The 25,796-nt window shown below is 67.0% G+C and carries 23 protein-coding genes; 9 read left to right on the forward strand and 14 right to left on the reverse strand.

Annotation, left to right across the window (positions count from 1 at the left end; translation table 11 throughout):
• Positions 1 to 46 precede the first annotated feature (46 nt).
• Entirely contained in the window at positions 47 to 1,315 is a 1,269-nt protein-coding gene (locus ACXDF8_RS18765) for a bifunctional glycosyltransferase family 2/GtrA family protein (RefSeq protein WP_457224786.1), read from the reverse strand.
• An 825-nt stretch (positions 1,316 to 2,140) separates the two neighbouring features.
• Here ACXDF8_RS18765 and ACXDF8_RS18770 point away from each other — a divergent pair.
• Positions 2,141 to 2,932, forward strand: coding sequence for a class I SAM-dependent methyltransferase (locus tag ACXDF8_RS18770; RefSeq protein ID WP_457224842.1), 792 nt, complete (start codon positions 2,141 to 2,143; stop codon positions 2,930 to 2,932).
• A gap of 43 nt (positions 2,933 to 2,975) precedes the next feature.
• On the opposite strand, the gene ACXDF8_RS18775 is transcribed toward ACXDF8_RS18770, so the two are convergent.
• On the reverse strand, positions 2,976 to 3,839 hold the full coding sequence (locus tag ACXDF8_RS18775) for a universal stress protein (protein WP_457224787.1): 864 nt from the start codon (positions 3,837 to 3,839) through the stop codon (positions 2,976 to 2,978).
• A 143-nt stretch (positions 3,840 to 3,982) separates the two neighbouring features.
• Between ACXDF8_RS18775 and ACXDF8_RS18780 the strand changes: the two genes are divergently transcribed.
• On the forward strand, positions 3,983 to 5,356 hold the full coding sequence (locus ACXDF8_RS18780) for an APC family permease (protein WP_457224788.1): 1,374 nt from the start codon (positions 3,983 to 3,985) through the stop codon (positions 5,354 to 5,356).
• A 102-nt stretch (positions 5,357 to 5,458) separates the two neighbouring features.
• On the opposite strand, the gene ACXDF8_RS18785 is transcribed toward ACXDF8_RS18780, so the two are convergent.
• Together ACXDF8_RS18785 and ACXDF8_RS18790 are read right to left on the reverse strand one after the other, a co-directional pair.
• Positions 5,459 to 5,896, reverse strand: a complete 438-nt coding sequence (locus ACXDF8_RS18785; protein ID WP_457224789.1) for a hypothetical protein — start codon at positions 5,894 to 5,896, stop codon at positions 5,459 to 5,461.
• Positions 5,897 to 5,970: 74 nt separating this feature from the next.
• Positions 5,971 to 7,434, reverse strand: a complete 1,464-nt coding sequence (locus ACXDF8_RS18790; RefSeq protein WP_457224790.1) for a sugar transferase — start codon at positions 7,432 to 7,434, stop codon at positions 5,971 to 5,973.
• An 894-nt stretch (positions 7,435 to 8,328) separates the two neighbouring features.
• Here ACXDF8_RS18790 and ACXDF8_RS18795 point away from each other — a divergent pair.
• A complete protein-coding gene (locus tag ACXDF8_RS18795) occupies positions 8,329 to 8,646 on the forward strand; it encodes an NIPSNAP family protein (protein WP_457224791.1) in 318 nt (105 codons plus the stop codon).
• A 51-nt stretch (positions 8,647 to 8,697) separates the two neighbouring features.
• Here ACXDF8_RS18795 and ACXDF8_RS18800 read toward each other — a convergent pair whose 3' ends face one another.
• The 3 genes from ACXDF8_RS18800 to ACXDF8_RS18810 all read right to left on the reverse strand — a co-directional run bounded on the left by ACXDF8_RS18800 (position 8,698) and on the right by ACXDF8_RS18810 (position 10,523).
• Positions 8,698 to 9,015 carry a hypothetical protein gene (locus ACXDF8_RS18800; protein WP_457224792.1) on the reverse strand — a complete coding sequence of 106 codons (318 nt, stop codon included), beginning with the start codon at positions 9,013 to 9,015 and terminating at the stop codon, positions 8,698 to 8,700.
• Between the two features lie 82 nt (positions 9,016 to 9,097).
• Positions 9,098 to 10,405, reverse strand: a complete 1,308-nt coding sequence (locus tag ACXDF8_RS18805) for a threonine/serine exporter family protein (RefSeq protein ID WP_457224793.1) — start codon at positions 10,403 to 10,405, stop codon at positions 9,098 to 9,100.
• A complete protein-coding gene (locus tag ACXDF8_RS18810; RefSeq protein WP_457224794.1) occupies positions 10,386 to 10,523 on the reverse strand; it encodes a hypothetical protein in 138 nt (45 codons plus the stop codon). The genes ACXDF8_RS18805 and ACXDF8_RS18810 overlap by 20 nt, the downstream gene beginning before the upstream one ends.
• A gap of 224 nt (positions 10,524 to 10,747) precedes the next feature.
• Here ACXDF8_RS18810 and ACXDF8_RS18815 point away from each other — a divergent pair, with 224 nt between their 5' ends.
• A complete protein-coding gene (locus ACXDF8_RS18815; RefSeq protein WP_457224795.1) occupies positions 10,748 to 11,326 on the forward strand; it encodes a copper resistance CopC family protein in 579 nt (192 codons plus the stop codon).
• Positions 11,327 to 11,352: 26 nt separating this feature from the next.
• Here the strand turns inward: ACXDF8_RS18815 and ACXDF8_RS18820 are convergent, their stop codons facing one another.
• Positions 11,353 to 12,225 carry a coiled-coil domain-containing protein gene (locus ACXDF8_RS18820; RefSeq protein ID WP_457224796.1) on the reverse strand — a complete coding sequence of 291 codons (873 nt, stop codon included), beginning with the start codon at positions 12,223 to 12,225 and terminating at the stop codon, positions 11,353 to 11,355.
• 196 nt (positions 12,226 to 12,421) lie between these two features.
• Positions 12,422 to 13,297 carry a universal stress protein gene (locus ACXDF8_RS18825; protein ID WP_457224797.1) on the reverse strand — a complete coding sequence of 292 codons (876 nt, stop codon included), beginning with the start codon at positions 13,295 to 13,297 and terminating at the stop codon, positions 12,422 to 12,424.
• 130 nt (positions 13,298 to 13,427) lie between these two features.
• Between ACXDF8_RS18825 and ACXDF8_RS18830 the strand changes: the two genes are divergently transcribed.
• The 3 genes from ACXDF8_RS18830 (at position 13,428) to ACXDF8_RS18840 (ending at position 15,916) form a co-directional block, all read left to right on the forward strand.
• The gene (locus tag ACXDF8_RS18830) at positions 13,428 to 13,922 is read left to right on the forward strand and encodes a TspO/MBR family protein (RefSeq protein ID WP_457224798.1); all 495 of its coding nucleotides are present in this window, start codon (positions 13,428 to 13,430) and stop codon (positions 13,920 to 13,922) included.
• Positions 13,923 to 13,989: 67 nt separating this feature from the next.
• Positions 13,990 to 14,898 (forward strand): homocysteine S-methyltransferase, encoded by a 909-nt coding sequence (mmuM, locus tag ACXDF8_RS18835; RefSeq protein WP_457224799.1) that lies wholly within the window; start codon positions 13,990 to 13,992, stop codon positions 14,896 to 14,898.
• 88 nt (positions 14,899 to 14,986) lie between these two features.
• Positions 14,987 to 15,916, forward strand: a complete 930-nt coding sequence (locus tag ACXDF8_RS18840; protein ID WP_457224800.1) for an ABC transporter substrate-binding protein — start codon at positions 14,987 to 14,989, stop codon at positions 15,914 to 15,916.
• A 20-nt stretch (positions 15,917 to 15,936) separates the two neighbouring features.
• Here the strand turns inward: ACXDF8_RS18840 and ACXDF8_RS18845 are convergent, their stop codons facing one another.
• The 5 genes from ACXDF8_RS18845 to ACXDF8_RS18865 form a co-directional block, all read right to left on the reverse strand.
• Complete coding sequence (locus ACXDF8_RS18845) at positions 15,937 to 17,616, reverse strand: YncE family protein (protein WP_457224801.1); 1,680 nt, start codon at positions 17,614 to 17,616, stop codon at positions 15,937 to 15,939.
• 473 nt (positions 17,617 to 18,089) lie between these two features.
• The gene (locus tag ACXDF8_RS18850; protein WP_457224802.1) at positions 18,090 to 18,401 is read right to left on the reverse strand and encodes a hypothetical protein; all 312 of its coding nucleotides are present in this window, start codon (positions 18,399 to 18,401) and stop codon (positions 18,090 to 18,092) included.
• 78 nt (positions 18,402 to 18,479) lie between these two features.
• Positions 18,480 to 20,873, reverse strand: coding sequence for a PEP/pyruvate-binding domain-containing protein (locus ACXDF8_RS18855; protein WP_457224803.1), 2,394 nt, complete (start codon positions 20,871 to 20,873; stop codon positions 18,480 to 18,482).
• 3 nt (positions 20,874 to 20,876) lie between these two features.
• On the reverse strand, positions 20,877 to 21,854 hold the full coding sequence (locus ACXDF8_RS18860) for a TIGR03617 family F420-dependent LLM class oxidoreductase (protein ID WP_457224804.1): 978 nt from the start codon (positions 21,852 to 21,854) through the stop codon (positions 20,877 to 20,879).
• Positions 21,851 to 23,026, reverse strand: coding sequence for an Rv3169 family protein (locus ACXDF8_RS18865; RefSeq protein WP_457224805.1), 1,176 nt, complete (start codon positions 23,024 to 23,026; stop codon positions 21,851 to 21,853). The genes ACXDF8_RS18860 and ACXDF8_RS18865 overlap by 4 nt, the downstream gene beginning before the upstream one ends.
• Between ACXDF8_RS18865 and ACXDF8_RS18870 the strand changes: the two genes are divergently transcribed.
• Together ACXDF8_RS18870 and ACXDF8_RS18875 are read left to right on the forward strand one after the other, a co-directional pair.
• Positions 23,025 to 23,651, forward strand: a complete 627-nt coding sequence (locus ACXDF8_RS18870) for a TetR-like C-terminal domain-containing protein (RefSeq protein WP_457224806.1) — start codon at positions 23,025 to 23,027, stop codon at positions 23,649 to 23,651. The two genes, ACXDF8_RS18865 and ACXDF8_RS18870, sit on opposite strands and share 2 nt — an antisense overlap.
• Positions 23,652 to 23,752: 101 nt before the next feature.
• On the forward strand, positions 23,753 to 25,795 hold the full coding sequence (locus ACXDF8_RS18875; protein WP_457224807.1) for a toprim domain-containing protein: 2,043 nt from the start codon (positions 23,753 to 23,755) through the stop codon (positions 25,793 to 25,795).
• Position 25,796 lies beyond the last annotated feature (1 nt).

Consider the following 25,796-nt stretch of genomic DNA (forward strand, 5'->3'; position numbering starts at 1 on the left):
GCTGCGGCGGTCATCAGTCTCTCTCCGGTGGTGATGTCGGGGTGGGTCAGCGGCTGGGGTGGAATACCCACGAACGCAACGCGATGAAGCGGAGTACGGTGGCAACGAGATTAGCCGTGACCAGCACACCCAGTTCCAGCCAATGCGGGGTCGGGCGGACCAACGTGTGAACGCTAGCCAGTGATCCGCTGGTGATGAGCAGCGCCATACCGAAGACCAGCAAACCTTCGCCGTGGTGACGGACCCGACTGGTCTGTCCGCGGATGCCGAACGTGAACCGCCGGTTGGCGGCGGTGTTACCGATCGCGGTGACCAATAGCGCCAGGAAGTTGGCCGCCTGCGAACCCACCAGGTTCTGGAGCAGGCTGAACAAGATCAGGTACGCCAGGGTGCTGACCACACCGATCGCGCCGAAGGCTGCCAGCTGATACAGCTTCCCCATCCTCGGCGGGGCGAGCGGTTTAGCGCCTGCTCCTAGGTCCGCGGAAACCTCATCGACGGGAATGCGCCCCAGCGCGAATCCCTTCCGCATCCTCGCGATGCCCTTCAGATCGGCGATTGCGGTCGCGACGATGTCGACGCGGCTGTCGGGGTCATCGACCCAGTCAACCGGCACCTCGTGGATGCGCATACCGGATCTCTCGGCCAATACCAGCAATTCGGTATCGAAGAACCACCCTGTGTCGGCAACCAGAGGCAGTAGCCGCCGAGCCACGTCGGCGCGGATCGCCTTGAAGCCGCACTGGGCGTCGGAGAACTTCGCGGACATCGTCGTCTTGAGGATCATGTTGTAGGAGCGCGAGATCACTTCGCGCTTCGGTCCGCGCACCACCCGCGACGTCCGTGCCAACCGGGTGCCGATAGCCAGGTCGGAGTGACCGGAGATCAACGGAGCCACCAGAGGCGCCAGCGCCGTCAGATCGGTGGACAGGTCGACGTCCATGTACGCCAACACGGGGGCATCGGAGGCCGACCATACGGCGTTCAATGCGCGGCCGCGGCCCTTCTGCTCCAACCGGACCACCCGCACGCCGTCGAGCTCGTCGGCGAGCTGTGCGGCGATGCGCGGCGTGTCGTCGACACTGGCGTTGTCGGCGATGGTGATTCGAACCGGGTAGGGCAACGCCTCGGCGAGGTAGCGGTGCAGCGTGTGCACCGAACTCGACAGGGCCGCCTGTTCGTTGTAGACGGGAATCACGACGTCCAGGACCGGCACGCCGCGGCGGGCGGCCTCGGCCAGCGCGCTCGGTCGCCGAGCGGTGGACGCGCCGCTCTCGGCGGCGTAGTCAATCAGCATCTTCGTCATGTCCACCATCGTGCGGCCGCGACATGGGCGGGATGTGAGACGAATCTGTTCGAAAGCTATGCGCATCTCCCCGTCACAGCCACCCAGTGAACATCCTCCCGGCCGCATAACTGATCCATAACGTGACCACAGGCCCCGTACACGCGCGATGGGAAAACGTGGAGAGGTACCGCATCACTACACCGAGAGGATCGCGTACATGAAGCGACACAAGGCATTTGTCGGCATAGCGCTGTTATCGGGAGGATTGGCATTGAGTAGCGGCATGGTTGGCCTGGGTCTCGCCAACGCTGCCCCACCGCCGCCGTGTGCACCTGGTATGCCCTGCGGGCCGGGTGGGCCCGGCTTCGGGGGACCCGGGCCCGGTGGGCCCGGTTTCGGGGGACCTGGGCCGGGTGGGCCCGGTTTCGGGGGACCCGGGCCGATGGGGGGGCCCGGCTTTGCGGGAGCGAGGCCGATGGGTGGGCCCGGTTTTGGCGGACCTGGCGCTCCGCCGCCGCCACCAGGACCCGGGCCGGGTTTGTGCCTGCCCCTCGCTCCGTGCGGGCCGCCGCCACCCCCATTCTGATCCGGGGCCTGTAGGGCGAGCCTCCCGACGTCGGCGTCGGGTCGAAAACCTGCCGTCGGCATCGGGGAGTCCCGTGTCCGCACCGATACCAACCTGCATAACTGTGGTGCGCTGTTGATTCGGCTGGTCCTTGTTACCGAGTCATCATGCTTCTCAAAGGTTTTCACAGCAACGTCATAGCCGGACGAAATGGTTCGTTATCTACGGTGGGAGGGAATTATTCGGGCGCGGAAGGAGATACGGTGAACAGTGAGGCCCACGCCGCGATGGCGGTCGGCGCGATGCCACGGGGCGGTCCTGATGCCTCGTGGTGGGACCAGCTGTTCGAGACCGAAGCGCTGGAATACATCGATCGCAGCGACGCGCCTGACCGACTCAAGCAACGGGTGATTGCGGGGCTGGCTGCCGTCGGTGAGCGCTTCGGCACGCACCGCAGGTGCGCTCGGTTAGCGCTAGACGTCGTTTCCGACATTCCCAATCCGAGGATCCTCGAGATCGGCTCGGGTCACGGCAAGGTCTCTCAGGAAATCCTGAACCTACATCCCACGGCAACCATCACGGCCAGCGACCTCGACCCGACGTCGGTGGCCAATATGTCCGGCGGTGTGCTCGGCTCGCACCCACGCGCCAGCGCCCATGTCATCGATGCCACGGCGATCGATTCCGCCGATGACGCCTACGACCTCGCGGTGTTCGTCTTGGGCTTCCACCGCCTGCAGCCTGAGCAGGCGTACCGGGCGATCTCCGAGGCCACTCGCGTCGCGCACCGCTTCCTGGTGATCGACCTGGAGCGATCCTCCCCGCTGGCGATGCTGCGGCGCATGGCCATGGTCCCGATGTCATTGGCGCTGATGCCGATATCATCGATCATCCCGACCATGCACGACGGCGTCATCAGTTCGCTGCGGGCCTACTCACGTTCAGCGTTCGTCGCACTCGGCAAGGCTGTCGACCCAAACATGGAGGTCGAGTTGCTGACCAAGACCCGGGTAGGCGCCGACCCGCCGGCGCTGACCGTGTTGTTCTCGCGGCCCGCTACAGGTTCGAAGTGGTTATGAGACAAAGAGTCTCAGTGCACGGAATCGAACGATCGAAGGCGCCTCAGCCCCGGGGCCACACGATCATTGGGACCGGCAGCGCGCGCATGATCTTGCTCGCCGAGTGGCCGAGAAACAGTCGCCGCGGTTGCGCCAGCCGGCTGGAACCGATCAGCACCACCTCACTGTCGGAGAATTCCAAGCCCTGGACGGCCCCTTCCAGTGAGCCACCCTGTCCGACAACACTTGTCACGTCGGCATCGTCGGCAAGTTGCTCGGCAGCCTTCCCGACCAGCGTCGCGGCATGCTCCTGGGCCAGGGCAGTCCATTCCTGACGCCGTTCCTCGCTTCCGCCCTCGCCCACCGCCACCAGCGACATCAGCCGAAGCGGCACCTTCCACTCGGCAGCCAACCGGATCGCGTTGTCCAACAGGGCCTCGTTACCGGGCCGCATGCCGACCGCGCAGGTGATGCGGGTGATGCGGGAATAGCCCGGATAGTCCGCCGGGGCCAAGGCGACTGGCACCGGCGAGGCGTGCAGCAGGGCGTCGGCCAGGCTGCCCAACCCGAACCGGCCGCTGCGCACGCGGTGATAGGTGCCGACGACGATCAGCGCCGCCTCGCCCTGGTCGGGATCGGTGGCGGCCTCGAGTAGACCCTGCGTGATCGACTCCGCCCGGCGCAGATGGCTCTCGGCGCGCACGTCCTTCGGCACCCGGGCCAGCCCGTCCACCAGCCATTCCCGGCCCTGTTCTTCGACTTCGGCGTTGAAGGCGTGGTCGGGTGAGTACCGGTGAAAGGTCGGCGCATCGCTGGGCAGTACGGAGACCAGATCGAGCGTCGCTCCCGAGGACCGGGCCAGTGTCGCCGCGAGACTGACGCCGTCGACACCGCGCTGGTGAGGTCCGTAACCGACGACATACCGCATGGTTCGTGACGCTAACACGGGGATACCGTCCGGCATGGCCGACTGCGGCGACCAAACGCCGACCAAACATCGTCGGGGCAGACCTCGTTGTGGTAAGTCCCCTTGGGTACGGTTCGGCACGATTCGACGACGGCGAGAACAACATGACTGAGGCTGCCTCGGGGACCACGGGAACCACCACGCTGGCCCGCACGCTCGGACTATGGGCGATAGTCGGGCTGGGCCTGGGCTACATGACACCGACCGTCGTCTTCGACACCTTCGGCATCGTGTCGACCGAGACCGGCAATGTGGTTCCGACCGCCTACATCTTCGCGTTGGTTGTCATGATGTTCACGGCGATCAGCTATGGCCGGATGACCCAGGTCTTCCCGTCCGCCGGTTCGGCATACACCTACACCACCGAGACCATCAGTCCGAATCTCGGCTTTCTGATCGGCTGGGCGGCACTTCTGGACTACCTGCTGCTGCCACTGGTCAATGCGTTGATCATCCGCAGCTACCTGTATTCGTTCTTCCCGTCCGCGCCGGCCTGGATCTGGGTGGTCGTCTACGTCGCCATCATCACCGGAATGTGCCTGTTCAGCATGACCAACACCTCTCGGGTGAACATGTTGCTGGTGGTGTTCGAGGTCGTCCTGATCGGGGTGTTTCTCGTCCTGGCCGGCAAGTCCCTGATCGACGGGATGGGTAACGGGACCCTCTTCTCCACTCAACCGCTGTGGCACGAGGGGGTGCATCTCAACCTGGTGATCACCGGCGCGACAATCGTGGCTTTCTCGTTCATCGGGTTCGACGCGATCACCATGTACACCGAGGAGGCCAAGGACGCCGCGACGGTGCCCAAGGCGATCATGCTCGCGCTGCTGATCGGCGGGGTCATCTTCTTCGTCGCGGCCTTCTTCACGCAGTCGCTGTTTCCCGACGTCTCGAACTTCAGTGAGGAGTCGTTGGAGAACAGCGCGTTGCCCGAGATCGCGTACAACGTGGGTGGGCACCTGTTCAAGATCCTGCTCACCTCGGCGGCGTTCGCGGCTACCGTGGCTTCCAGTCTGGCGTCCCATGCGTCGGTCTCACGCCTGCTCTACGTGATGGGGCGTAACGGCCGCGGGCCGATCGGGCGCTTCTTCGGCTATCTGCACCCGAGCTTCCAGACGCCCGCCTACGCGATTGTCTTCGTGGGTCTTGTCTCGCTGCTGGCGGTCGCGTTCAACTTGGATTTCGTCGCGTCCCTGATCAACTTCGGCGCCCTGGTGGCATTCACATTCGTGAACTTGACGGTGATCGTCTACTTCGCTTACCGGCGTCGCGAGGTGCACGGGGCATCCCAGATCGGGCGAAACATCGTCCTGCCCGCAATCGGGGTCATGCTCACGGTTGTGTTGTGGCTCTACCTTTCGGCCGACTCCACGCGCTACGGAATCATCTGGTTCGCCATCGGAATCGTGGTTCTGCTGTGGCTCACGCGCTTCTTCCGGCGGCCGCTGACGGTGAACATGGGTGAGGCCGATTCCTGAGGGGCAGCGGGGCAGTGCTGCGATTGGCCCGCGCGATGGTCGCCATCCACGTTCCGGCCGTCCCGAACCGGTTGCGCACGCCGGCGAGGGGCCGGCCGGTTCTCACACCTCGACCCGCAGTTCGGCGCCGGGGTGCGAACTGAGCCGGATGACGACAGTGCCGGGCCCCGGCTCGAAGGTGGTGCTGGCATAGCCTACGAACCCGTAGTGCCCGTCAACCGTCGACACTGCGGTGATGTCACCGCTGCCCGACGCACCGGTGTCGACGTTGTTCCACTCCGCGGTGACAGTGAGTGCGCAGGACCCGTCGTAGACTCCGGCGTCGTAGTGGATCGCCACGCGCACAGCGTTTTCGACGCGATCGTCGATCTGGACGGGTGCCACCGATGCGTCCGCACTAACGCTGCCGGCACATGTCGGGGACGCCACGACGGGTACCGCGCCGAGTTGCGCGTAGCTGTCCGCTCGGGCCGGTGCCGCCCCCAGCGAGAGCGCGGCCAGGGCCAGGCCCAGGCCGCCGACAACTCGCAACGCAGTCATGCCCCTGTATCGGCGGCGGTGGCTGCGGTGTTAGCGCCTGGTCCTGGGTCCGCCTTCCGCACCGCACGCGCCCCTCATTCCGCGCCGCGTAGGACGGCGAGCACCGTCATCGCCAGGATCTTGAAATCTAAAGACAACGACCAGTTTTCGACGTAGTAGTTGTCCCATTCCGCGCGATCGGCGATGGACGTCTGGCCGCGCAGCCCGTGTACCTGCGCCCAGCCGGTCAGTCCGGCCTTGACCCGATGTCGTTCCCCGTAGCGACGGATCTGCGTCTCGAACAGTTCGACGAACTCCGGCCGCTCCGGGCGCGGGCCCACCAGGCTCATCTCACCTTTCACCACGTTGATCAGCTGCGGCAGTTCGTCGAGCGACGTCGAGCGGAGCACCTTGCCGATCGTCGTGCGGCGGTCCTGACCCTCCACACCGCCCGGAGCGCTCCCCTTACCCGGTGAGAAGGCGGTGGCAGGGGCCGGGTCGGCCCGCATCGTCCTGAACTTCAGGCACTCGAAGATCTGGCCGTCGCGTCCCACCCGTTCCTGCCGAAAGAACACCGGACCAGGTGAGCTGGCCTTGACCAGGCCCACCAACGCCAGAAACACCGGCGAGATGATTAGCAGGCCCGCAGCGGCGAGTAGCCGGTCGGTGAGATGCTTGACGGCGAACTGCCAGCCGCGCGGATTGGTGTGCGGCAAGGCCAGCAACGGCAGCCCGCCCAGATGGTCGACGCGCGCCCGCTCCCCCACCACGTCGAACATCCGCGGCACCACCCACACGCGCATGTCATGCTGGTGGGCGGCGCGGATGCTCCTGGTGAGTAACTGGTCGTGCACTCGGGAGAAGGCAATCAGCACCGCCTCGGCGCGGGTGTCACGAATCGCCTCCTCGATGTCGTCCGGCGTCCCGATCCAGGGGATGCCCAGTGCCGACTGCTCGGCCGAACCGCGCCACGGCGCATCCGCCGACAACAGCCCGACCGGCGCCAAGCCGTATTCGGGAGATTGCGTCAGTCGGTCGACGATCTGATGCGCGATCTGCCCATTACCGATGATCAGTGTCGGAGCCAGCAGGTAGTGGTGATCGCACAGCCGCCGCCGCGTCATCGACGTGATCAACCGGACACCGAGAATCAGCGTGGCAGCGCACACCCACACCCTCGGCACCAGTGCGCCCAGGTGGCCGGGGAGTCCGGCGAATACGAGAACGCTGAGGGTGACGATTGCGGCCAACGCGACCGAGGTGGTGACAGCGCCGATTTCGTGGACGAACCTGCGGTCGAGTCCACGTCGATAGACCGATCGCAGGGCGAGGAAGACGATCACCAACGCCACGAACAGCGGCGGCATCCAAATCGGTGTTGTGATCGGATTAGCGCGTACCGCCCACTTGACACCGATGATCACCGCGACCGTGGCCGCGGCAGTGTCCAGCGATACCAAAGTGATTGTGCGGAGCGGTTCCGTCCGAATCGCGCGCGCGAACCTGGTGTCCGACGGTAGGGAGTCGAGCGGCGTCAGGGGTTCGGTAACGCGTGGCATGGCAACTTCCCCCACGCCGGTAGCCGGCTCAATCAACTCGTCGTCTGTTCAGGACGAACTCCCGATACTCCCATAACGTTTGCACATTAACGCCAGGCAATCCCCGTCCGCAATGTTTGCTACCAACTCCCCTCAATGTCGCGGACGACAATTTCACGCCGATCGCCGCCGCGGGCGCCGCGGCCAATACTCGAGGAGGTTGCGCGCGCACCGCTCCCGCGGCCGGCCGGCGACGCGACAGCGTCGCCGACATTGGATGCCGGAACACTGCTCTACCCGAGCCGTTTTCAGACCATTCGTCTGATCCCGACTGTCCGTCCGCCGCGCATGAGAATCGACTCGTCCGCCCCCGACCGACGTTCCGGACACCTACGCAGCGCTGCTCGGCCGCGCCTGTTCTCATCGCGATCTGATGTTGCTAGTGAATCCCAACAGCGACATCTAGCCGCGCCGACGCCGGGGCGCGGCCGTCGGTGATGCGGCACCGGAGGCCGACCCGTCCCTCGGCGTGGTTGTCCTGCCCATCGGCTATAAGCCGCGCAATCATCAGATCTCGAACGAGGCGCTCCACCGAATCTGCGGCAAGTCGACTCGGAGCCGCCCAGGATCGACAGTCTTTGGCGAGCAGTCTTTTTCGCGATCGAGCGCGGTGCCATGCCGCCCAGTGGCGCCACCCGCTACAACTGGATCGATGGTCGAGCGGTCCCGACCGGAGTGCGACGGGTCACGCAGTGTCCGCCGTCCTTCACCTGAGCGCCAGGTGCAACGCGATAGCTGCGATACAGGCACTAGCGTCGCTATTGACACCCCCCAGCTCTAGAGTTAGCGTTGCTAGCAGCCCACCGGAAGGGGGCCGTTTCGATGATCTGAATTCCGCTACCAGGAGTGCCACCGATGTTCCAGCTCAGGATCTACACGTTGCGATCAGCCGATGCGCTCGAGAACTATGCGATGGTGCACTGGGTCCGCCACCTGCCAACCCTCCGCAGCTTCGGAGTGATTACCCACGGGGTATGGACCGAACGCGGCGACGACGCGCACCGGCTTGTCGCGCTAGTCGAATACCCAGCAGGCTCAGATCCCGATGAGATGTCACGCCAGATCATGGCAAGCCCCGAATTCGCCTCCGACATGGCGGGTTTCGATATCGCGGACATGGTGGACGTTCAGACCACACTGCTCGACCCGACCTCGTACTCACCGCTTCGCTGACAGGCACGGGAGCTCGGCGAGCACTTACCCGACGGTGTGGCGATGGGTAGTTCATGTCGCAGCAGTGCGCCCGGGGCCACCAGCGACGTCGGGATCGAGGATGTACAACCCGGCCAGTGTCCGATCGTCACGGAAAGTGATGCGAGCGACGAGATCCCCCGCCTCAAACAACAGCGGCGTGTTGGTGATGGTGAAGTCTCCGGCGCGCACGGCGTCGGTGTCACCGCGGCTGGCGTAGGAACCGGCAAGCCCGACGATGTAGTCGTATTCGTGGACCTGCGCGCCGGTGGCATCGCCAGCGTCGAACGTCCACGTGGTAACCAGGACCCGGTCGTCGTCGATGTCGATCACCGACCGCGTCGCATTCACTTCCCACCTTCCCGCGCCACCCCGAGCGCCGCGGCATCGTGCCGCGCGTCGGTGCCACAGCAGCCGCCGCGGTCTGCAAACCCTAGGAGGTGACATGCCCGGTGGTCGGCGGGCCGTGGCGGCGATGCAGGATGCGATCCCGCACGCGAGTGGGCAACGCGAGGCCGATCGCCATGCAGACCACAGTCAGGGTTGCGGTGGCGCCGTTCACCGCGATCTCGCCGAGCAGTTGCGGTGACGCAGTGGCGCCGGTAGCGAGTTCCATGAAACCGGCGACGGCTCGGAACACGAACATCCCCGGTACCAACGCGACCACGGCTGCGAAACCGACTGCGGCGAAGGGGATCCGCTGCCAGCTGGCTACAGGCGTCATGATCGCCCCGACGAGCAGACTTGATGCCAGCGCAGCCAACGGCACGCCGCCATTGCCGACCTGTAAGACCCACCAATGCAACGCGTGAGCCGCCATCCCGATACCGATCGGCCAGATCAACAATCGGTACGGGGTGGAGAAGAACACCGGATAGCAGCCCGCCGCAACACCGGCGGCGAGCACATCGGCGGCCAACGGCACCTGGGCATCGGCGCCGCCCAGGGCCAGTGTGTGACCGGTCAATCCCAGACCGACCACGAGGCCCGCGGCGATAGTGGCCAGTATCAACGACGCGTAGCCCAGCCGGGCGAGGGCCAACGGCATCCGGAAGGCGAGCAGGTCCATCGCACCGATGAGCACCTGCGGACCAGGAACGAGAATCATCGCCGGACACAGCGCCACCAGGGTGCTCTCGGCGCCGACCGGCCACTGCGTGGCGAGCCCACTGGCGATCCCCGCGATGAACGCGGCACTGAAGGTCTGTGTCAGCGGACCGAACGCCCAGTGATCCAGCGCCCGCCGAACGATCGCGCCGACCCCGGCCGCCACCGCGACCGCGATCACGGTCCAGGCTGTGGTGGCACCGAAGACGATGGCGAGTGCGGCCGCACACACCGCCGAGGCGGTCACGAACGCCGGCGTCGACGACGCGGGCAGTCGGTCGGCGGCCGACAACGCCCGTTCGACCTCGTCGCGGTGCAGCGGACGGTCCTCGGCATCGTCGACCGCCGACATGAGCGCGGCAACCTTGCGCATGTTGACTGCGTTGGGCCGTGTCGCGGCAACGCGCGGGTGCGCCCCACCCTGGCGGGGGTCGTAGGCGGTGATCGCCGACCACCCCATGACCAGCACACACGGCTGGTCCAAGCCGCGGGCGAGACGGTCCGCGGCGATGAGGGTCATGCTGGTCGACTGCCCGTGGTCGTGCAGCAGCGCGGCGGCCCGCACGATGGTGTCCAGGGCCGATTCGCCATGCTCGTCGGCCATGCGCTGCTGGTCAGGCACCAGTGACGCCATGGCCGATCGGCATGTGGTCGGTGCCGAGAATGCCGAATTCGGTGCGCACACCGGTGGCGTCGATTCCGATCGCGACTTCGGTGTAGGTGTGCGGCGAACTGTTGTCCTGCTGAGTCACTTCAATGTCCTGTTCAATGTCCTGTTCATGATCCGACGGCGCACGCAGCCCTAGAGCGCAGGCGCACCCATGCTCCGCTAAGACTCTCTGCGTCAGCAGTCCGCGATGTCCAATACCGTTTCTCTAGGCGTTCTCTAGGTGCCCATGCGGGCTCGCGCGTGAGTAGGTAATCGGGACATACACTCAGCCGTGCCGGCCGCGCGGCCTCGGCGAAAGGAGCACGGATGACCCGGACGATCCGCGCCGTCTTAGCAACGTTATGTGCGTTGGTCTTTCTGTCGTGGGCTGGTGGGGTCGCCGCCGCCCATACCGCGCTCACGAGTTCCGACCCCGCCCGCGATGCGCGTATCTCGACACCCGTCACCACCGTCGTACTGACCTTCAACGAGAACATCAACCAGTCGTTCGCCAGCGTCGTCGTCCGCGGCGCCGACGGCCACGATCGGGTCTCCGGACAACCCCGCGTCGACGGGCAGCGAGTCAGCGTCGACGTCGGGCCGCAAGCGCTGACCAACGGGCCCTACACCGTCGGCTATCGCGTGGTTTCTGCCGACGGTCATCCGGTGACCGGCTCGTACGCCTTCACCGTGGTCGGCATGCCCGAACCGACGCCTCCGACTACCGTGTCCGCCAATCCCTCGCCGAGCACCACGGCCGCACCGCCCGCAGCGGCGCCGCCGGCCAGACCCGACACCAAGACGTCGATTCTCACCGCGGGTGCGGCCGGCCTAGCCCTGGGCGGCATCATCGCGTTCTGGCAGTCGCGCAGGCGCCGCCGCGACGACACCGTGGCGACCGGCTGATCGCCCCCGCTGCCCTCCGCGGGAGGTCAGGACACGGTGATGTGGACGTGGTTGAAGTGGTTGGCCACCCGCCACATCGTGTACGACACCCCGAAGCGCTCAGCCTGACTTTGCACGTCGGCGTTGATGACATCGCCGAGCGCCATATCCGAGCCGATCATGATGTCGATGGCGTGGCCGCTCGGGTGATCCGGAATCGGATCCGGGCGCACCCCACCGACGGACTGCACGCCGGGATAGGTGGCGATGACGTACGCGGCCAGGGTTCGGGCGCTGGGGACCAGACCGCTCATACCGACGGTCGGGATTGCTCCGCCGGGGCCCAGCAGCGCCTGCTGAGCGGCAGGCAACGCGTAGTAGGTCGCCCGCACCAGCCGGACCTGGGTCTCCACCTCGGATTGTTTGGTCTCCAGCTCCGCTTGCAGCGCCGCCGCGGCATCGGCGGCTGCCTTGGCCTGGGCGGCGGACTCGGCCGAGGCCGCCTCGACGGCCTGGGCCCGCAGCTGGGCCCGGCGGAAGTCGGCCAGGTGCCCCGACATGTCGTCGGTGATCGCCCGTTGGACGGCCAGCTCGTCGATCAGGCGCTGCGGTGAGGCCGCGGTGAGGAACGCGCTCACGCTGTCGGTACGTCCACCGGCATAGAACGCGGCCGCAGCCTTGTCGACAACCGCCTGGTAGCCGGCCAACTGCGCCCTGGTGTCTTCGAGCACCGCCAGGTCGTCGGCGTGCTTGCGCTCCGCGACGCTCTGCAGCTGCAGTTTGCGGTCGAGGTCCTGCTCGACAGCTTGGGCGGTCTCGATGAGGTGTTGGGCCTGTTCGGTCAGCTCGTTGAGCTTGGCCAGCTCATCCACTTCGGGCTCGGCGTAGGCGACTGCGGCTCCGACGAGGCTGAGCGCCACGAGGCACGCGATCGCTCCGGACGCGGGCCTACCGACGCCCGATCTCGCCCTCATGGGCGGGAAAAACTTCACGACTGCGCATCCTTTGACTGCCGTCGGCGTCTTCTTCGCCGAACTGCCAGGCCCGTGTGCCCCCGGTCCCGGCCAGGTTACGAAACGGACACGGCGTTGTCCAACCGCAGGTCAACCGGGATCACTACCGGACCACCAGCACCGGGCATTCGGCGTGATGGATCAGGTTCTGACTGACCGAGCCGAGAATCGCGTCGGCAAGTCGGCCGCGGCCGTGGCTGCCGACAACTACCAGTTGAGCCTCCCGGGACAGGTCAGTGAGCCCCTTCGCCGGGCTGGCGTCCTTGAAGACCTTGGTGACGTGGGCGTTCGGGTACTTGCCGGCCAGTGGCTGGACCAGCTCGTCCATCCGCGCGCGCTGTTGGGTTTCCAGCACGTCCAGCAAGGCCCAGTCCATGTTCCCCGGGCCACCGAGATCACCCATTCCGACCGCGGCGTCGATCTCCCACATGTGCGCCACCGTCAGGTGTGCGTGCAGCATGCGGGCAATGTCGAAGGACTCTGCGAGCGCACGTGCCGCCGCCTCGGATTCATCGACCCCGACGACGACGGGCAGCGGCTTGTCGGTGCGTTTGGCGACCGGGGCGCGCCAGACCAGCACGGGGCACTGCGTGCGATGGAGGGTTCTCACGACGTGACCACCCAGCGTTCGATGAGCCGACGCACCGGTGCCCATCATCAGCATCCGGGCGGTCTGCGAGGCGTCTGCCAGGACCGTCGCGACCGCGCCTTTGACAGTGGCGGTGCGCACAGGCAGGTCGGGATGGGCAGACCGCACGACGGCTTCCGCCGCGGCGAGCACCGCGTCGCCGTTTCCCTCGGCTTCGGCGGGCTGGTCCGCGCCGGCGAAATGCAACTCCAGCCGTGGAATGGCGTGCAGGAGGGTCAACGGATGCGAGTGTTGCGTGGCGAACTCGGCTGCCCACCGGGCAGCGCCCAGGGCGGCCTCGGATCCGTCGATACCGACGACGACGGGTTGCTTGTCGGGTGCGGTGGTCATGGGTTGAGACTATGGGCTGCCGGCGCAGCATCACTGTCTCCCGCGTGGATCGCTAGGGTTGGCGGGTCGCACAGTAGCCCGCCACGGATACCTCACGTGCAGCTAGAGGTTCCGGCAGAAATGGACGCAGATGACCTCGAAGACCCCGGCCACGACTCGCTCCCGGCACATCCCCGCGCTTGTCGGATCGCTCGTCGCGGTCGCCGTGGCGGCAGCCCTGGGCGGGCTTGCCTCTGCTGGTGCCGCGAGCGAGTACGGACGGCTCGCACAACCCGATTGGGCGCCGCCGCCCAACGTCTTCGGACCGGTGTGGACTGTCTTGTATGCGCTGATGGCGATCGCCGCCTGGCTCGTGTGGCGGGCCGACCCCCGATTCGGTAACCCGGCGATCATCCTGTATGCCGCGCAACTGGTCCTGAATCTGATCTGGTCACCGTTGTTCTTCGGCCTCGGCTGGCGCGGTGTGGCACTCGTGGACATCGTGCTGCTCGACGTGATCCTGGCCGCGACCCTTGTGCTGTTCTGGAAGGCCAACCGAACGGCTGCCGCGCTGCTCATCCCGTACTTCGCGTGGAGCCTCTTCGCGACAGCCCTGAACTACACGGTGTGGTCGCTGAACAGCTGACCAATCTAGGGATCGAGGCCGGCGAACTCACCGCCGCGATGGGTTGCTTCTCCCTTACGGTGTGCCGATGACTACTTCGGGTTTCACCGTGCCCGCTGACGGTGTGCTGATCACCGACGGCGGCCTGGCGACCGAACTCGACGCTCGCGGCCACGACCTGTCCGACGACCTGTGGTCGGCACGGTTGCTCGCCGAAGCTCCCGGTGAAATCGTCGCGGTGCACGAGTCGTTCTTCCGCGCCGGCGCCCAGTTCGCGACAACCGCCAGCTACCAAGCCTCCTTCGAAGGCTTCGCCCACCGCGGGATCGACCGCTCCGCCGCCGAACGGCTGCTGCGCCTCAGCATCGAACTCGCCCGCGCGGCGCGCGACTCGTCGGCTCCCTCCGGATGGGTGGCGGCCTCGGTCGGGCCCTACGGTGCGATGCTCGCCCACGGCGAGGAATACGTCGGCCGCTACGGACTCAGCGTGGCCGAGTTGGCCGCTTGGCACCGGCCGCGACTGGAGGTGCTGATCAGCGCCGAGCCGGACGTGCTGGCGCTGGAGACGGTTCCTGACAGCGACGAGGCCGAGGCACTGGTGGGCTTGGTCCACGAACTCACGGTTCCGGCCTGGCTGAGCTACACCATCGCGGGCGACCGGACGCGGGCCGGTCAGCCACTCGAGGAGGCGTTCGCGGTCGCCGCCGACGTGCCCGAGATCGTCGCCGTCGGCGTCAACTGCAGCGCACCCGGCGACATCCTGGAGGCCGTGGTCACCGCGCGCCGGGTGACTGGCAAGCCGGTGATCGTCTACCCGAACAGCGGCGAGGTGTGGGACGGCGAGAACCGGGTGTGGGTCGGTTCGCCGGGTTTGGACACCGACCTGGCCGCCGAGTGGGTGGCCGCCGGAGCCCGGATCGTCGGCGGCTGCTGCCGGGTGCGACCGACCGACATCGCGGCGATGGCGGCGGCGATCGGCGACTTTCGGTCAGCGTGATCGGTATGACCTCACCCCATGTGGCGAGCCTGTAGTTTCTTTACGCGCACGCAAACAATGCGGCGGATGAGGTGGCGAGAGGGTCGACGTGTTCACAGGACAAGACAACGGGCAGCGTTGGTGGCGGGCCGCGGCGGTGGTCGCCGTGGCCGGAAGCCTGGTCCTGTCGGGCTGCTCCAAGAACAGCGAGACGGCGTCGAGCACCTCGACGGGGCCCACCAACTCCACGGTCGCCGTCAAGCCACCCAAGGTGGACGAGATCGCCGCGACCGTGCCCGAGGAGATCCGCAAGTCCGGCAAGCTCGTCGTCGGCGTGACGATCCCCTACACCCCGAACGAGTTCAAGGACGCCGACGGCAAGATCGTCGGCTTCGACGTCGACCTGGTCAACGCCGTGGCGGCCACGCTGGGACTGACCGCCGAGTATCGCGAATCCGACTTCGCCAAGATCATCCCGTCCATCGAGGGCGGCACCTTCGACGTCGGGATGTCGTCGTTCACCGACACCAGGGAACGCGAGCAGCAGGTCGACTTCGTCACCTACTTCTCTGCCGGAAGCCAGTGGGCGCAGAAGGCCGGCGCGGGTATCGACCCCAACAACGCGTGCGGCAAGAAGGTGTCGGCCATGGCGGCCAGCACCCAGGTGACCGACGAACTGCCCGCGAAGAGCAAGGCGTGCGTCGACGCCGGCAAGCCGGCTATCCAGATCCTGACGTTCGACGGTCAGGACGCCGTAACCAACGCCGTCGTGCTCGGGCAGGCCGACGCCATGTCGGCGGATTCACCGGTGACCGCGTGGGCGATCAAACAGAGCAAGGGCAAGCTTGAAGCTGCCGGACCCGTCTTCGACTCGGCCCCCTACGGCTGGCCGGTGAAGAAGGGCTCGCCGCTGGCGCAGTCACTGCAGAAGGCGCTGGAGCACCTGATCGCCAGCGGCGACTACAAGACCATCGTGTCGAACTGGGGCCTCGAAGAAGGCGCCATCGACAAGCCCGTCATCAACGGGGCCATCAACTAGCGCCGGTAACCGGGCGGCAGCTACGACATAGCCGCGGTATCGAGCACGGTCACACGGGTCACGTACACCGAGGTCAACAACGACAGAAGCGTCGCGTGTGCGCTGTTCGGCATCGTGGTGTCGTAGATCGTCGTGCCGTCCGGGCTCAGCAGCAGTCCAGCGGGCGCCGAACCATGCAGGGTCACCGGACGGCCCACGGGTGCTGCGGTGACAGCGTCCAGCGCGACCAGCTGTGGCCGCTCGTTGTTGGTCGTCTCCACATACACTCGCCCGTCGCCTGGCCCGACGAGAACGCCGATGACGCCGGCCGGCATCTCGGCCGTACCGGTCACGGTGCCGTCGCGGTCGATCACTGCCAGACTTTCCGTGGTCGGCACGTACACGCTGGCGCCGTCAGCACTGGCGACGAGTCTGCCGAAGCCCGGCACGCTGATCGAATCACCGACCGCCGTGCCGTCAGAAGTGTCGACGACGGTGACCCATGTCGGACCGTAGTAGCCCCCTGCGGCGACGAACAGTCGGTCCCCGGCCGGGTCGGGTACCAACGCAGTCGTCTCACCGGTGACGACACCGGGCAGAGTGAGCGTGCCGACCACGTGGCCATCGCTGCTATCGAACACCGTCACCTGGGGAGACGAGTTCTTGACCGTGACCAGGCTGACCCGAGATCCGTTGTCGCTGAACATCGGCGCATAGGCCGAGTAACTAGCCGAGCCGTCGGCCGTGGCCGTCCACGCGACGCTCCCGTCGGCAAGATCGACAGAGATGATCGTGGTCGTAGTGCCCACCGAGACTGCCTGTGCCGCTGTGGTGGCGTCCGGGTTCACGACGATGCCCCCGGCCGCGGATCCGATGAGCGTCACCCGATTGATCAGCGAGGTGTCGGCGGCGTCGATCACCGAGACATATGCGGTCTGCGGCTGACCGTCGCCCTTGTTGGGACTCTGAGTGGTCAGACTCAATCTCGATCCGTCCGAACTCACCATGAGCGCGCCGACCACCGAGCCGCCCGACAGGGTCACCGGGGTGCCGACTATCGCGCCGCTGGCGGTGTCGATGGCCGTGACCGTCTGGTTGAAGCCGCCCCCGGAGGTGACCTGGTAGAGGCGGCCGCCGTCCGAGCTGAGCACCGGGTTGCCCGGCGCCCAGCCGGCGAGGGCCACCGGTGTGCCGATGACGGCGGTGGTCGACGTGTCGACAGAGGTTACGTAGGTTGTCTTGGCTTCACCGTGACTCCACACCGTCGATGTCACGTACACGCGCGTGCCGTCGGGGCTGACGACGGGCGGATACTGCACCTCACCGCCGATACGAACCTGGCCGACAACGGAATTGGAGTCGGTGTCGATCACCGTCAGGATCGAGTACGGCGAGTCGGTCCGGGAGAACAGGCCGGAACGGACGACCGGAGCGGTGATTTGGTAGAGCTGAGTTCCGTCGGGGCTGAGTACGGTGCCGGGCGTTCCACCGGCCACGATGTAACTCGGCGGGGCGCCGAGGAGGCGTATCGCCGTGGAGTTCGGCAGCGAGCTCGGCGGCGCCAATGCGTCGAGCAGGTTGCGGACCGCCGTGGTGTTCACCACCACCACCGCGGCGCGCCTGATGGCTTCTTCTGCCTGGTGGACCGCCCCGGTGAGATTCGGCGGCGGCGGTAGTGCGGCCAGAGCAGGGAACGCCGCACGGGCAGGGTGTGCGGCCACGCCCAGTGTGGCTGCGGCGGGGGTAGGCCGCCTCGTCGACGACAAGGGAGCCGAAGCTGCGGCCGTCACGCTGCTCAACACCGATAGACCCACGGGTAGGGCATCTTTCGAGGGTCTGGCTGGTGATCCGACCGCGTGCGCAGCCCGCACCGGCCCCACCGCTGCGGGTCGGATCCGCTGGGTGTGCGACGAGTCCGACTGTTGAGTGGGGTGACGCGACGACCCGCTGCCTGACGGTGTCCCGCCGTCGGCGGCCGCGACACCCGAACCAGCGGCGATGGCGACTCCCACACCCACGGCGCCCGCTGCCAGCCACAGGCCGGGCTGCAGGTGCGCCATCAGTGTCTCCCGGTTCGATCGCCAAGCTCGCGGTCGAACCGTAGCCGTTGTCGGGTGTCTTCAAGGCCGAATCCGACTAGCGAACTGTCACGCGGCATCGATTCCGTCGCCGCCGGCGAGGGGCTCAAGGGGCGTTACGGCGCGTAGCAGGGCTCCGCGCCGGGTGTGTAGTACGGCAGACCCGTCGGGGAGATGCAGGGCGCCTCACCGGGGAACGCCGGAACCAGCGAATACGCATAGGTCTCCGGGAAGCCGTAGCGGACCCAGTCGCCGGCGACCGCCGCATCGACCGCGTCGCCGGCGATCCCCGGGGTACAACCCCCAACGGTCACGTGCCGGCCGCCGATATCGCCGCACACGTCAGCCTGGGCGACCGGGATGACCGCCGCGGGGACCGCCGACAGAGCAAGCGCACTCAACAGGACTACTGCAGATTTCTTGTACATGCCGTCAGTATCGCGCGCCCGCGAGCGCCCGTTACGGCATCGTCAATTCAGCTACTCCGGGGCAGGGCTCGCGACCGGTCAGCGCGATGACAGCCGGGTGATCAGGCCTTTGTCGCCGTCCACTCTGACGCGATCACCGGTCTTGAGGACATGCGTACCGACGAGCGTGTTGACAACGCACGGTAGTCCGTACTCGCGGGCGACGACCGCCCCATGCGACACCGCGCTACCGATGTCGGTGACCAGCGCCGCGATCACGGTGAAGTACGGCGTCCAGCCGACATCGGTGACGGGTGCGACGAGGATCTCGCCGCGCTGCACGCCGCGCGCTTCGTGGATGGACTTGGCTACGCGAACAGTGCCCTCGGCGATCCCCCGGCTTGCCGGGCGGCCCGCGAGTTGGTCATCGGCGAGAGTGCCCCGAACCCGCGTGAGGATGGGAGTAGGCCGGCCCACCGACACGTCGTCGAACTCCAGCGACTGCTGGAAGGGCAGGGCCTCGCGGCGCTGCAACGCGCGTTGCACCAGGTCGTCGATGTCGCCGTCGCCGACGACCCGCGGCAGCTCGGCACGGTCGAAGAAGAAGACGAGGTCGGCGTCGGGAAGCCGCCCGGACTCCGCCAGCACCTGGCCCAGGTGGTGGTATCCGAGCTTGAGCCGGTGGGCCATCAGCGCCATCTTGGACTTGGTCTCCTCGCGCCCGCGGGCTCCGCCCTGAGCCAGGCGGGCCAGCAACCGGACGGTTCGGGATCGGGGCGCCTCGGCATGTTTGGGCGGCGCTGGCTCCTCGACAACGGAACTGCGGGCAGACTGCACCATCACGTGCATCATCGACCCCAGTCCCTCGGTGTCCTCGGCCCACGCGGGGTCGCGCATGCACAGCTCCCGGTAGCCGCGGTGGCCGTGCCGAATCAGGAACTGCCGCAACGCGGCACCGGCCCGGCTGTCCCCATCGCGCAATTCGATCAGGGCATCCGATGGCGACGCGCCGAGGAACCGCTCGGCGGTGTCGTCGGCGGCGGCGATCTCACGCACCACCGCATGCAGCTCCTCAAGCATCATCGCGCTTTCGACGTCGGTGGCACCGGCCATCAGGCGCGCGGCCTCGGCTTGGCCCTCGTGTTCGTCGAGACCGCGCTTGACGGCGTCGCGCACCAGATAGCTCTCCAGTACGTTTGCGCCCACCGCGGCCCGCGATGACGATCGCACGTGCACCAACGTGACGTAGCAGTACAGCTCGACACCCGCTTCCAGTTGCTGCAGAACGTGTTTGGCGTCGCGACTGGTGGGGATCGGATACGCGGCGATTTGGTCACCGAGCCGCCGGATCGCCGGACCGGCGGACAGCGCATGCGAGGTGAGCCGAATTGTGTTGATCAGTTTGGCGAGGAACGGCTGTGGCGGGTTCGCCTCGAGTTCGTCGACCACCCGCCCGCAGATCGACATGGAGAACTGTTCGAGCGAATTTCCGAGAATGCCCGAACTCAGTGCCGTTCCCTCGGTCATGTTCAAGAACATGTGTCCGTAGAAGTAGCCAACCTGAAGCCAGGGCGTGGCGTAGCGGTCCTGTGCCCGCGCGACCACCTGGGTCGTCTGCATGGCGTAGTCGATCGCATACCCCGACACCGCAGCAGTCAGCGGACAGAAGGCCCCCGGCATCATCTCGCCGATATTGCAGCGGGTGTAGACGTGCGACGGCCCGGCAACCGGGGTGTCCATCTCGTTGAGGTCCCCGGGCAACGTGGTGATCGGCCGGGCCTGCAGCCAACGCAGCTGCCCGCCGGTGTCAATCGCCCATTCCAGATCCATCGGCCTGCCCCAGTGCTCGGCTGCGCGGAGCGCACCCGCACGGATCCGGGCGACCTCGTCGTCGGCCAAGACGGGCTTCTCGCCGACCTCGCGGACGGCTTGAGTGCCGTCCGGGGTGAGCACGAGATGGTCGGAGGTGGCCGATCCGTCGACCAGCGCCTCACCCAACCCAGCGATGGCGTCGATCACCATCAGATCCCGGCGGCCGGAGGTCGGATCGGCGGTGAACACCACTCCGGCCGCGCGTGCGTCGACCATCTGTTGGACCACCACATGCATGATCACCGCGCCGGTAGCGGCGTCATGGCCGCCATAGGATGCCGCTCGTTCGGAGCCGACCGAGGCGGCACATTTGTGGACGGCCCCGACGAACGCCTCCAGCGAATCCACGCCCAGGACGGTGTCGTACTGTCCGGCGAACGACTGCGCGACGCCGTCCTCACCGGTGGCCGAGGACCTGACCGCGACGGGGCAGGCGCCCGTCGCCTGCATCTGGGCGAAGCGGTCTGTCACCGCGTCCGGCAGAGGCAACGCAGAGGCATGGGAGATGACGAAACCCGTTGGGACGGACAGGCCGAGCCGGATCAGCTCGGCCAGAGCCAAGGCCTTGCCGCCGAAGCGGTCGTCGACGATGTCGGCGAACTCGATCGTGGTGGTGTGCACGTGTCAGCCCAACGCGTCGATGATCTCGGCCAGCGACTCGGCGGCAATGGGCCCGGGCTGATACAGGCAGATCCGGTCCGAAACGCCGTCGACACGATCGCGGATGTGCGCCGCCACCTCGGCCGGCGTGCCGCACGCGGCAATCGTGTGGAGCATCTCGTCGTCGATCAACGTCGACATCTCCCGCCACCGGCCCTGTTTGGACATGGCGTTGAGTTCCGGTTGCAGATCGCCCCAGCCGTGCGCCTCCAGCACCGGGCGATACGCCGGGGTGGACCCGTAGAACGACAGCAGCATCCGCGTCGAGGTGTGATCCTCACCCACGGACACGATGATCTCGGGTACCACTGCAAAGTCGGCGGCGTCGCGGCCGGCGGCTGCCAGGCCCGCACGAACGGCAGGCATGGTCTTTTCGTGCAGGAACCGTTTCGACCCGAACGGCATCACCAGCAGACCATCGGCCACTTCGGCGGTCGCGCGAGTCATCTGCGGACCGAGTGCACCGAGGTAGATCGGCGGCGGCCCATACGGATTGGGCCCGGGATTGAAGGTCGGTGTCATCAGGGTGTGCCGGTAGAACTCGCCACGGAAGTCGAGGCGCTCACCGGTGCTCCAGGTGGTGAAGATGGCCCGCAGGGCTCCGACCATCTCCTTGATCCGCGCCACCGGCCGGTCGAATTCGGCGCCGTAGCGTTTCTCGATCTGCGCACGGATCTGCGTGCCGAGGCCGAGGATGAACCGGCCCTGCGAAATCTCCTGCAGGTCGTTTGCCTCATGGGCCAGCTGGATCGGATTGCGGGGGAACGCAATCGCCACGTTCGTCATGAGGTCGAGGCCTTTGACCGTCGATGCCAGCACCAACGGGGTGAAGACCTCCCGCGGACCCTCGAAGGTGAACACGCCGGACGCTCCGGCTTCGCGTAGCACGGCAGCGCGCTCCACCGCATCAGTCGGTCCGAACAGGGCTGTCATGACCTTCACGGCGCCACCGCTTCCTGAACGTCGGTCCAGTCGTGCAAGCCCGACGGGTGGTGCGGGCCGATGATGGCGTGCTCGAACAGGCCCGCGCCGTGATGCGTACTGCCGTCGGGCTCGGTGCAAACGGCCCGGCCCACGTGGTCGATCAGACTGAACGGCGCCCGGGCTAGGGTCTCGGGGTCGGTCATGTCGTAGGACACCCGCTCCGCGGACGGACCGCCCTTCCAGGTGCCGTGTGCCCACGTGGAGTCCCCGCCGTAGCCGGATCCAAAGGCAATGGGCGCGAACAGCTTCGACTCGACGTCCAGCTGTAGTCGGCTGCCGGATCGAGTCAACATCTCGATATGGGCGCCGTAGGGAATGCGCGTGCCGGGCGTGTAGTGGATCGTCGCGCGCACACCGTCGAGCTGTTCGACCCTGCCGTCGGGCCAGCGCCGGGTGCAGTCGTAGAGGCTGCGGTGCCCGTCCGGATCCTCCTGGATGATCAGGAAGATCTGGTAGTCGGGGAAGGCCAGCGGCAGGTACAGCCACCACATGCCGCCGAATGCGGTGTCCGGTCGCCCGGCGGGTTCGGGCTCGCCGATGGGCCGGATGCCCCAGGACCGGTCGCGGCTGCCCACCGATGTGGTCGAGTCGACACTGAGCCGTTCGCCGTCGACGTCGATCCACCCCTCCCAGCACCCCAGCTGGGCAAAACGGCACGCGTGCAACGTCACTCGTCGTTGCGAGTGCATCTGATGGGAATGCTCGAGCGCCGCGGGGAACAGTCCACGCCATCTGAGGTCCGCCGCGACGCCCTCGGTCTCGGCGACGGTGAGGTGCAGCTCCTGTAGGGGCTCGACGACGTCGAGCCGGTACCCGTTGACGTTCTGGTGCAGACGGTCCTCGTCGATCGCGTCACTGAATCGAACGGCGGTCTGCTTGTCGCCCCGGCGTATCAGCAGGTAGGCGTCCTTGACGCCCAGCCGGGGGTAGTAGCCGATTCCCGTCAGCGCCATGAAGCGGCCGTCGCGGTCGAGCACGTTGAAATAGGAGCGGTCGTAGAAGTTGCGGTCCGAGGTCGCCGGGGCGCTGACCGGCACGGGCGCCTGGTGGATCGGGTACTCGTCGAGCGGGCTCAGGATCAACGGGCTCTCCCCTAATAACGATACGATGCGGTCTATATTGGAAATCATGAGAACAGATCCGCCCGACGATGACAAGGGTCCCTCCCGGTCGCCGGGCCGGCCTCGCGACGAGAAGATCGATGCCGCGATCATCCGAGCGACGCGCGATCTGCTCCTCGAAACCGGCTATCCCGCGCTGTCGCTGTCGGCCATCGCGGCTCGTGCCGGGACCACCACTGCTGCCATCTACCGGCGGTGGTCAGGCAAGGCCCAACTGGTCCACGAGGCGATACTGCCCGCTGAAGTCATGGCGATGCCGAGCGCCTCAGGTGATGTCGCGGAGGACATCCGGGCGCTGGTCGAGGCGACCCGCGCGATGTTCGACCGCCCCGAGGTCCGGCTCGCGCTACCGGCGCTGATCGCCGATACCGTCGCCGATCCGGACGTCCACAGCAGGATGATCTCGCGATTCGCCGACGGCCTCACAACTTTTCGCTCCCGAATGGACGAGCCATTCGGGAGATCGCGCGACGACGGCGACCTGCCCCTGCTGGCCGAGGTCGTGGTGGGCAGCGCGATCTTCCGCATCATCATTCGGCACGACGCCCCACTGGACGAGGCCTGGGCCGAAGACCTGACCACCCTGATCAGCGCGGGCTGGCCCGCGCTTTCTCCCGGTTCGGGCACTCTTTAGCAGTCAGGTCAATCGAAGCGCAGCGAGCTGCGGATACACGAGATAGTCGGTCCAGCCGTCTACCATTCCACCGGCGCCCCACCCGATGGAGAGGACCAGACGTGAGTTACACCGCCGCTGACATCACCGAGCTCGACGATGTCCAGCACACCCGTCTGCGGCCGGCGGTGAATCTCGGTCTGGACGTCCTGAACACCGCCCTGCGCGAGTTGATCGACAACGCGGTCGAAGAGGTGGCCGACCCCAGCCACGGCGGGTCGACCGTCACGATCACCCTGCACGCCGACGGATCGGTCAGCGTCACCGACGACGGTCGCGGGCTGCCCGTCGACACCGACCCGACGACCGGGAAGAACGGCATCGTCAAAACGCTGGGCACCGCCCGGGCCGGGGGCAAGTTCTCCGCGCATGTCGACGCCACCAGCACCGGGGCCGGCCTGAACGGAATCGGCGCCGCGGCGGCGGTCTTCATCTCTGCCCGTACCGACGTCACGGTCCGCCGGGGCGGAAAGACGTATCTGCAGAGCTTCGGCCGCGGCTACCCCGGTGTGTTCGAACCCGCCGCCGGCGGAGACTTCGACCCGGACGCACCGTTCACGCGTGCCGACACCCAGAAGCTGCGCGGTGTCAGCAACCGGAAGCCCGACGCACAGGGCACAACGGTGCGCATCCTGTTCGACCCGGCCGTCGTGCCCGATTCCAGCATCGACATCGGTGAGGTGCTGCTGCGCGCTCACGCCGCGGCGCGGATGTCTCCTGGTGTGCACCTGGTAGTCGTCGACGAAGGCTGGCCCGGCGGCGAGATTCCGCCGGCCCTGCTCGAGCCGTTCGACGGCCCCTGGGGTACCGACACGCTGCTCGACCTCATGTGCACCGCGGCCGGCACCCCCACACCCGTGGTGCGGGCTGTCGTGGAGGGCCGCGGCGACTACACGACCGGCCGTGGCCCGACACCGTTTCGGTGGTCGCTGACCGCGGGCCCGGCCGAACCGGCGACGGTGGCCGCGTTCTGCAACACCGTGCGCACCCCCGGCGGAGGTTCGCACCTGACCGCCGCGATGAAGGGGCTGTCCGAGGCTCTTGCCGACCGGGCGTCCCGGATCCGCGACCTCGGCCTCGCCAAGGGTGAAGACGGGCCCGAGCCACAGGATTTCGCGGCGGTCACCGCCCTGGCGGTCGATACCCGCGCCCCGGATGTGTCGTGGGATTCCCAGGCCAAGACGGCGGTGTCGTCCCGGTCGCTGAACCTGGCGATGGCACCCGACGTAGCGCGCAGCGTCACCGTCTGGGCTGCCAACCCGGCCAACAGCGACACCGTCTCGCTGTGGACGAAGCTCGCGCTCGAGTTCGCCCGGGCGCGCCGTAGCGCCGAAGGCGCCAAGGCGCGGTCCCGCGCGGCGTCGAAAGCCAAGGGACTCGGCACGAATCTGTCGTTGCCACCGAAACTGCTGCCCAGCCGGGAAACCGGCCGCGGCTCGGGCGCCGAACTGTTCCTCTGCGAGGGCGACTCGGCGCTGGGCACAATCAAAGCCGCGCGTGACGCGACATTCCAAGCGGCCTTCCCGCTGAAGGGCAAGCCGCCCAACGTCTATGGGTTCGCCCTGAGCAAAGCGCGCGCCAAGGACGAGTTCGATTCGATCGAACGCATCCTCGGCTGCGGGGTGCGCGACAACTGTGACCCCGAGCAGTGCCGATACGACCGGATCCTGTTCGCCTCCGACGCCGACCCCGACGGTGGCAACATCAACTCGAGCCTGATCTCGATGTTCCTGGACTTCTACCGACCGCTCGTGGAAGCGGGCATGGTCTACGTCACGCTGCCGCCGCTGTTCGTGGTGAAGAACGGCGATGAACGGATCTACTGCCAGGACGAGTCCGAGCGCGACGCCGCCGTCGCCCAGTTGAAGGCCACCTCGAAGAAACGGGTGGAGGTGCAGCGCAACAAGGGTCTCGGCGAGATGGACGCCGACGACTTCTGGAACACTGTGCTAGATCCCCAGCGGCGCACCGTGATTCGCGTCCACCCCGACGACGGCGACGCGAAATTGCACCACACACTGTTCGGCGGGCCGCCCGAGGGACGGCGCACGTGGATGGCTGACATCGCCGCCCGCGTCGACACCTCCGCGCTCGACCTCGACTAGG

It is taken from the genome of Mycolicibacterium sp. CBM1 (assembly GCF_054073305.1).